The sequence below is a fragment of the Phenylobacterium sp. genome (assembly GCF_013822795.1).
Taxonomy (GTDB): Bacteria; Pseudomonadota; Alphaproteobacteria; order Caulobacterales; family Caulobacteraceae; genus Phenylobacterium.
Genome location: NZ_PNLB01000021.1, coordinates 94,192 through 101,056 on the forward strand (window position 1 = coordinate 94,192; position 6,865 = coordinate 101,056).

Annotated in this window: 6 protein-coding genes; 4 read left to right on the top strand and 2 right to left on the bottom strand. The window is 66.2% G+C overall.

The window, feature by feature from the left end; genetic code table 11:
• Position 1 precedes the first annotated feature (1 nt).
• The gene (locus C0481_RS18060) at positions 2-1,195 is read right to left on the bottom strand and encodes an acyl-CoA dehydrogenase family protein (RefSeq protein WP_293406387.1); all 1,194 of its coding nucleotides are present in this window, start codon (positions 1,193-1,195) and stop codon (positions 2-4) included.
• 81 nt (positions 1,196-1,276) lie between these two features.
• On the opposite strand from C0481_RS18060, the gene C0481_RS18065 reads away from it, so the two are divergent.
• From C0481_RS18065 to C0481_RS18080, 4 genes are all read left to right on the top strand, one after another.
• Positions 1,277-2,260 carry a LysR family transcriptional regulator gene (locus C0481_RS18065; RefSeq protein ID WP_293406389.1) on the top strand — a complete coding sequence of 328 codons (984 nt, stop codon included), beginning with the start codon at positions 1,277-1,279 and terminating at the stop codon, positions 2,258-2,260.
• Between the two features lie 99 nt (positions 2,261-2,359).
• Complete coding sequence (locus C0481_RS18070; RefSeq protein WP_293406391.1) at positions 2,360-4,003, top strand: FAD-dependent monooxygenase; 1,644 nt, start codon at positions 2,360-2,362, stop codon at positions 4,001-4,003.
• A 119-nt stretch (positions 4,004-4,122) separates the two neighbouring features.
• Positions 4,123-5,007 (top strand): MBL fold metallo-hydrolase, encoded by an 885-nt coding sequence (locus C0481_RS18075; protein WP_293406393.1) that lies wholly within the window; start codon positions 4,123-4,125, stop codon positions 5,005-5,007.
• A gap of 107 nt (positions 5,008-5,114) precedes the next feature.
• Entirely contained in the window at positions 5,115-6,053 is a 939-nt protein-coding gene (locus C0481_RS18080; RefSeq protein ID WP_293406395.1) for a LysR family transcriptional regulator, read from the top strand.
• A gap of 31 nt (positions 6,054-6,084) precedes the next feature.
• Here the strand turns inward: C0481_RS18080 and C0481_RS18085 are convergent, their stop codons facing one another.
• A complete protein-coding gene (locus tag C0481_RS18085) occupies positions 6,085-6,795 on the bottom strand; it encodes an MBL fold metallo-hydrolase (protein WP_293406397.1) in 711 nt (236 codons plus the stop codon).
• Between the last annotated feature and the right edge of the window lie 70 nt (positions 6,796-6,865).

The following is a 6,865-nucleotide window of genomic DNA, read 5'->3' on the forward strand; positions in this document are numbered from 1 at the left end:
CCTAGAGCGCGAAGTCCATGTTGGCGGCCCCGAGCAGGACTCCGCCGGCGTTGAGCGCACCCTTGTCGGCGTTCAGATAGGCATGGTTGGACGCCGCCTGCACATCGCGGAAGTAACGCTGCAGCGGGTTTTCCTGGCGGATGCCGCGGCCGCCGCCGGCCTTGAACAGCAGCTCGATGGCCTGCATCGCCATCCGCGACAGGTGCTGAGCCTCCCACTTGCACCGGACTCGAACCTCGAGCGGGATCAGTTCGCCAGCCTGCACGTAGCCGTCAAGTTCGGCGAAGTTGGCGTCGAGGAGCGCTCTCTGGCTACGGATCATGGCGTCAGCATGGGCCAGGCGTTGACGCACGAAAGGATCGTCCGAGGCCTTGGCCCCGTCGTAGGCGCCGAGGCGAACCTGCATCTGCTCGACGAACGCCTCGCGCGCGCCCTCGGCCATGCCGAGCGTCACGACCGCGAGCGTGTAGGCAAAGACGATGCCAAACGGATAGCGGAAGGTCGGCGCGGTGAAAGTCGCCAACCCCGGATCGGTTCCGAGGAACGAGTCCGAGAATTTGTGCGTCAGGTGCTCGGGCACGAAAGCCTTGTCGACCACGATATCCTTGCTGCCGGTCCCCTTCAGGCCGAGCACATGCCAGGTGTCGTCGATCACATAGCTGCTGCGGGGAATGATGAACGCCCGCACGTCGGGCGGCAGCCCCGGCTCAGAGGGCGCGCGCCCGCCGAGGATCGCCCAGTCGCAGTGATCGCACCCGCTGGAGAACGGCCAGCGGCCGCTGATCAGAAAACCGCCTTCTGCGGGCTCGACGGCGCCGAACGGGGCGTAGGAAGATGAGAGCCGGACGGACGTATCACCGCCCCAGATATCTTGCGCGGCGCGTGGGTCCAGCAGGCCGATTTCCCAGTTGTGGACGGCGATGAGACACATGCACCAGGCGCTGGACGGGCAGCCTTTGGCCAGCTCAATGGCCACATCGAACAGCGCCTTTGGCGGCAGCTCGAAGCCTCCGTACTGCGCCGGCTGCAAGATCCGGTAGAAGCCGGCGGCCTCGAAGTCGGCGACCGTCTCCGGCAGCACGCTGCGGGCGTCTTCGGTAGCCTGGGCTCGCTTGGCCAGCACAGGGACAAGGGCCTTGGCGCGCTCCAACAGGATCGATGCGGTCGGGATTTTGTCGATGGCGATCTTGTTCATGTCGTCCTCCCACCGCCTGTGTGCAGGATCTGGGGTGACACCAGAACTTTTCTGTTCTGATCTTAGCCATAAGTTTCATGAATGGATGGATTCGCCTTGGACGACCTCGAGCGGCGACTTCGACAGACCAATCTCAATCTGCTGCCGGTGCTTCGGGAAATCCTCAAGCACCGCAACCTTACCCGCGCCGCCGAGGAGCTGAACCTGACCCAGGCGGCCGTGAGCAACAGTTTGAGGCGCCTGCGCGATCACTTCGGCGATGAGCTGCTGGTGAAGGACGGACGGGGCCTGCGCCTCACCGAAAAGGCGCGCCGAATGGTCGGCCCTTTGGAAGCGGCGCTCGCGGCCGTCGCCGATGTTCTCGCCGGCGAAGCCTTTTCGCCGGAGCGGTCACGCCGCCGCTATCGCATCGCCACCGCCGACTACGTCACGGCCGTGCTCACCCCGAACCTCACGCGCCTCCTCGGCGAGGAAGCGCCGCAGATGAGCGTCCAGATGGTGACCGCCCGCGGCCGGTCGGCCGAGGACTTGCGCCTCGAGAACGTCGACATCGTGATCTCGCCCCGCCAGATCATCTTGGCCGCCATTTTCGACGCGCCGCGGGTGATGGCGGAGTTCCTCTATGAGGACCTGGCGCGCGATCCGTTCGTCTGCCTGGGCCGCGCAGATGACGCCGAGCTCGCCGCCGGCCTGACGCGCGAGGCCTATCTGGCGCGGCCGCACGCCAGTTTCTTCCTGGACCTCGACGTGCACGCCAGCCTCGAGCAAGGCTATCTGCTCGAGAACGGCATCGAGCAGTTCGACCGGTTGCTGACCTCGGACTTCTCGGTCCTGCCGCTGGTCGCCGCAGCGAGCGACTGTCTGACGCTGGTCCCCTCAAGCCTGGCGGCCGCTGCAATCCGAAGCCTGCCGCTGCAGGCCGTGCCATCGCCGCTTCCCGTCCCTGACCTCGAACTGGTGATGATCTGGCTGAAGCGCCGCGACGCCGACCCGGAGATCAAGTGGCTGCGCGAGGCCCTGCGCCGCTGCGCGCCCGCCTTCTCGCCGGCCGACCCTTCCGTCTGATCGATAGGTCGCTGCGACTTATCGATTTGGCCTGACGCCGCCCTAGTCGGACAGTGAAGCATGATGCGCATTGGTGCGCGTGCTTTTGGAAATCTTGCGATGCAGCCCAAGTACTCGACCGCGATCGCGATTGCAGGCGCCGGCCCCGTCGGCATGACCCTGGCGATCGACGCCGCCCTTCGGGGTGTGGACGTCATCCTGATCGAGGCCCGCGCCGCGGGCGAACCGCCCAGCGCCAAGTGCAACACGGTCGCGGCCCGCACCATGGAAACGTTCCGCCGCCTCGGCGTCTCGGAGGCCGTCCGCGCCGCCGGTCTTCCGGACGACTATCCGACCGACACCATCTACTGCACCTCGATCACCGGCCACGAGCTGACCCGCATCCGCATGCCGGCCCGATCCGAGCGCACCCATCCTGGTTTCCACGACAGCCACTGGCCGACGCCGGAATCGATGGTTCGCGTCAGCCAGCTCTATCTGGAGCCGATCCTCTATGATCGCGTGAAGTCGCTGCCCAACATCACCGTCCTGAACCGGACCTCCGTCGAAGCCTACGACCAGGACGAAACCGGCGTCACCCTCCACTGCAAAGGTGAAGGCGGCGAGGCGTTCGACATCCGCGCGACGTATCTCGCCGGCTGCGACGGCGGCCGCAGCACCATCCGCAAGGCGATGGGTGTCAGTCTGGTCGGCGACGCCGAGATCTCGCGCACCCGCAGCAGTCTGATCCGCGCCCCCGGCCTCAAAGCCCTGTTCGGCGATCGTCGCCCGGCCTGGATGAGTTGGGTGCAGAACCCCAAGCGCAGCGGCACGGTCGTAGCGATCGACGGTGAAGACGTCTGGCTCGTCCACCGCGGCGTCGCCTCAAGCGAAGCGTTCGAAGACGTCCCGCTTGAAGAGTCGATCCGCGACGTGCTGGGCGTCGACGCTGACTTCAGCTGGGAGGTGCTCAACCACGAGGACTGGATCGGCCGGCGCATGGTCGCTGAGCGGTTCCGCGACGGCCGCGTCTTCATCGCCGGCGACGCCGCCCACCTCTGGGTGCCCTTCGCCGGCTACGGCATGAACGCCGGCGTAGCCGACGCCGCCCATCTTTCGTGGCTGCTTTGCGCAGTCGTGAAGGGCTGGGCCGACCCAGCCATTCTCGAGGCCTACCAGGCCGAGCGCCAGCCGATCACCGAACAGGTCTCGCACTTTGCGATGAAGAAGGTGATGGAGAACATCGAGGCGATGCGCTCGGGCGGATCCATCCCGCCGGCCCTGGTCGCCGACACACCGGAAGGCCAGGCCATCCGACAGTTCATCGGCCAGCGCCTGTTCGACATCAACGTCCCCCAGATGTCGCCTGAGGGCCTGAACTTCGGCTACTACTATGAGGGCTCGCCGATCATCGCCTACGACGGCGAGGCTCCGCCTGCCTACGACATGGGCTCCTTCACCCCCTCGACAGCGCCAGGATGCCGGCTGCCCCACTTCCGCCTGGACGATGGGACCTCGATCTATGATCGCCTAGGATCGGACTACACCCTGATCAGCTTCGGCGCCGATGAGACCGCGCTGCTTCAAGCGGCCTCGGCCGCCGGCCTGCCGCTGACGCTGATCCCAGCAACTCGGCCGACCGATGAAGTCTTCCGCCATCAACTGCTGTTGGTCCGCTTTGACGAGCACATCGTCTGGCGCGGCGACGAGCCTCCGGCCGATGCGGCTGCGCTCGCGTCGCAACTGCAGGGGCAGGCGGAATGAGGCGGTCATCGACACGCGCAGGGACCTCCGACGCCAGGGCTCGGACGCAGATCAGGGCCACCCTGTTGACTGTCGCGTTCTCAGTCCTGGCGTCCAGCGCCGGCGCGGCGGAGTCCGGCTTGTCGTCCAAGTTCATCGTGCTGGGAACCAATGCTGGTCCGGTTCCCAATCCCGCGCGGGCCGAGCCGGCCAATGTGCTGCGATATGGCCCAGACGCTCTGCTGATCGATGCAGGCGATGGGGCCGCGTGGCAACTGGCGAAGGCCGGCGTCGGGCTCGGCGAGATCCGCACGGTGTTCATCAGCCACCTTCATTTCGACCATACAGGCGGCCTCTTCGCGTTTCTCAGCCAGCGCTACCAGGGCCTGAACGCTGGCGAGGTCACGATCTACGGTCCGCCAGGTATCGGACGGACGGTGGACGGGCTGCTGGCCGCGATGGGACCGATGACCGAACCAGGCACCAACGTGCGCGCACGCCATCCGAAGGCGCCGCAAGACATGGTGCGGGTGGTCGAGATCGCCGATGGCCGCCAGGTCTCGATCGGCGCGATCAAGGTGACCGCTGCAACCAACTCACACTACTCGCTCGGCGGAGATGCGACCGAGAACAAGAGCACGTCTTCGTTCGCGTTCCGGTTCGACCTGCCCGACCGCTCCATTGTCTACACCGGCGATACCGGGCCGAGCCCTCGGGTCGCAGCGCTGGCCAAGGACGTGGACCTGCTGGTCGCCGAGGTGATGGATCCGGTCGCCGCGATCGACGAGGCGCGCCGTCGCAGACCCGACATCCCGGCCAGCGCCTTGAAGCTGGTCGAACAGCACTTCCGACTGCAGCACCTAGCGCCGCAGGAAGTTGGGCGACTGGCGCAAGAGGCGCGAGCCAAATCACTCGTCCTCACGCACTCCTCGATTGTTCAAGATCAGGAACCCGCCGCACGCCAAGCGATTAGCGCGGAGTATGCCGGCAAGGTGACCTTCGCCGTCGACCTGCAGGTGTTCTGAACTCCAATTGCCCCGTTGGGGCGCCGGCGGCGCGCAAGGTCGACAACTGGCGCAAGCTTCCTCAAGCTGACCGCGCCGCCGGCCGACTTGGCCCTGGGAAACCCGACTTGCTGCTACGCCGCCACAATCTGAACCTCCTGCCGATCCTGCGGGAGCTTCTACGCACGCGCAGTGTCGGCAAGACCGCCGAGATCGTCGGCCTCAGCCAGTCGGCCGTCAGCGCCGCCCTGGCGCGGTTGCGCGAGACCTACAACGACGACCTTCTGGTGATGGTCGGCCGCCGCCTCGAACTGACGGAGAAAGGCGCCCAGCTGATCGAGCAGACCGAGCGCGCCTGCCTCGAGATAGAAAGCTTGCTGCGGCCGCCTGAGTTCGATCCCGCGACCGAGACGCGCCGCTTCGTCGTGGCCACGGCCGACTATGTGACCGTATTGCTGGGGCCGCCCCTCGCTCGACTGCTCGCTGAGCAGGCGCCCAACGCCTCGGTCTACTTCGTCGATGTACCGACCGACCTGCAGTCCCAGATCGTCCGCGGCGCCGTCGACGTCGTGGCCATTCCCGCCGACACCGCGACAGGCCTCAGCCGCGACATTTCCTCGGCGCTGCTGTTCGAAGACGACATGGTGGTGATCGCTTCGCGCAAGCACCGCACGTTTGAAGGTCCTTTGACCCGCGAAATCTACGAGGCCAGTCGGCACGCGCGCTTCCGGATGTCGCCGAAGAACACCGCGACGCATCAGGACGTGAACTTTCGCCAGATCGGCGTCCATCAGCACGACCTGGTCATGGTGCAGCAGTTTCTCAGCCTGCCCGGCATTGTCGAGGCGTCAGCCACCCTGGCCCTGGTTCAGCGCCGGCTCGCCGAGCGCTTTCAACGTAGCTATGAGATCGACATCCTCGACGCTCCCTTCCCGCTCTCTCCCATTAGTCTCACCGCCTACTGGGGCCGCGCCGTCGAACGCGACCCGGCGCACGCCTGGTTTCGAGGGCTGATGCTGGCGGCTGGCCGCGATCTTCCGCTCCCCGCCAGCCTGGCCAAGTCCTGACGGACTATCAGATCGAGCGGACGCTCTACCTTCAGACGGCGGCGCAATGCGCCGCTAGCGCGCGCAGAGCCGAGGCGCCGTCGCCGCGGAACGATGACCCATGCATCAGCGCCAGGGTTGTCGGCTCCAGCTCCGCCAGTCGCTGAAGCACGGCGCCAGTGTTGGGCGCCATGGACATCGCGTGGAACACGTCCTCCATCGCGATCGCAGGACCGGCGATGTCGCTCTCGGTGAGCGGCGGTCCATCGCCGCCATGGGTCAGCAAATCGCCGCAAAACAGAGTGGCGCCGGTCTCCTCGTAGAAGAGGCCGGCCTCCCAGCCATGCGGCACATGGGGCGTGTCCATCCAGCGTAGGCGTTTGCCGCCAAGGTCGATCACCTCTCCATCCGCCAGCGGCCTGGGCGCGCGATCGGCCAAGTCGTTCAGGGAGACCATGCAGGCGGTCTGACCGTGCACGACCTCAGCATGGGGGGCTGCCGCCAGCCAGGCGTTCAGCCCGCCGCACTCGTCGGCCTCGACATGGCCAAAGCCCAGATATCGAAGTCGCGCCAGCGGCACTATGCGCTCGACAGCGGCGGCGATCGACGCCTGCATTCCCCGGTGGCCCAGGTGAAACAGCATCGGCGCGTCCGCCATGATCAGGAACTGGTTGAAGGTGAACGGTTCGGGACCGACGCCGCTCACCGCGGTCGAGAAGCGGTAGATGTTGTCAGCGATCTCGAACGTCTTCGTTTCGGTCATATCGCGCGCCTTTGCCGCGAAATCTTACAGGCGAAAGGTTTGGCGACAAGACGAAAGGTCAGCGCCCGCC

Coding starts and splice junctions, on each gene's coding strand:
- C0481_RS18085 (WP_293406397.1), bottom strand. CDS start 6,795: ATGACCGAAACGAAGACGTTCGAGATCGCTGACAACATCTACCGCTTC.
- C0481_RS18060 (WP_293406387.1), bottom strand. CDS start 1,195: ATGAACAAGATCGCCATCGACAAAATCCCGACCGCATCGATCCTGTTG.
- C0481_RS18070 (WP_293406391.1), top strand. CDS start 2,360: ATGCAGCCCAAGTACTCGACCGCGATCGCGATTGCAGGCGCCGGCCCC.
- C0481_RS18065 (WP_293406389.1), top strand. CDS start 1,277: ATGGATGGATTCGCCTTGGACGACCTCGAGCGGCGACTTCGACAGACC.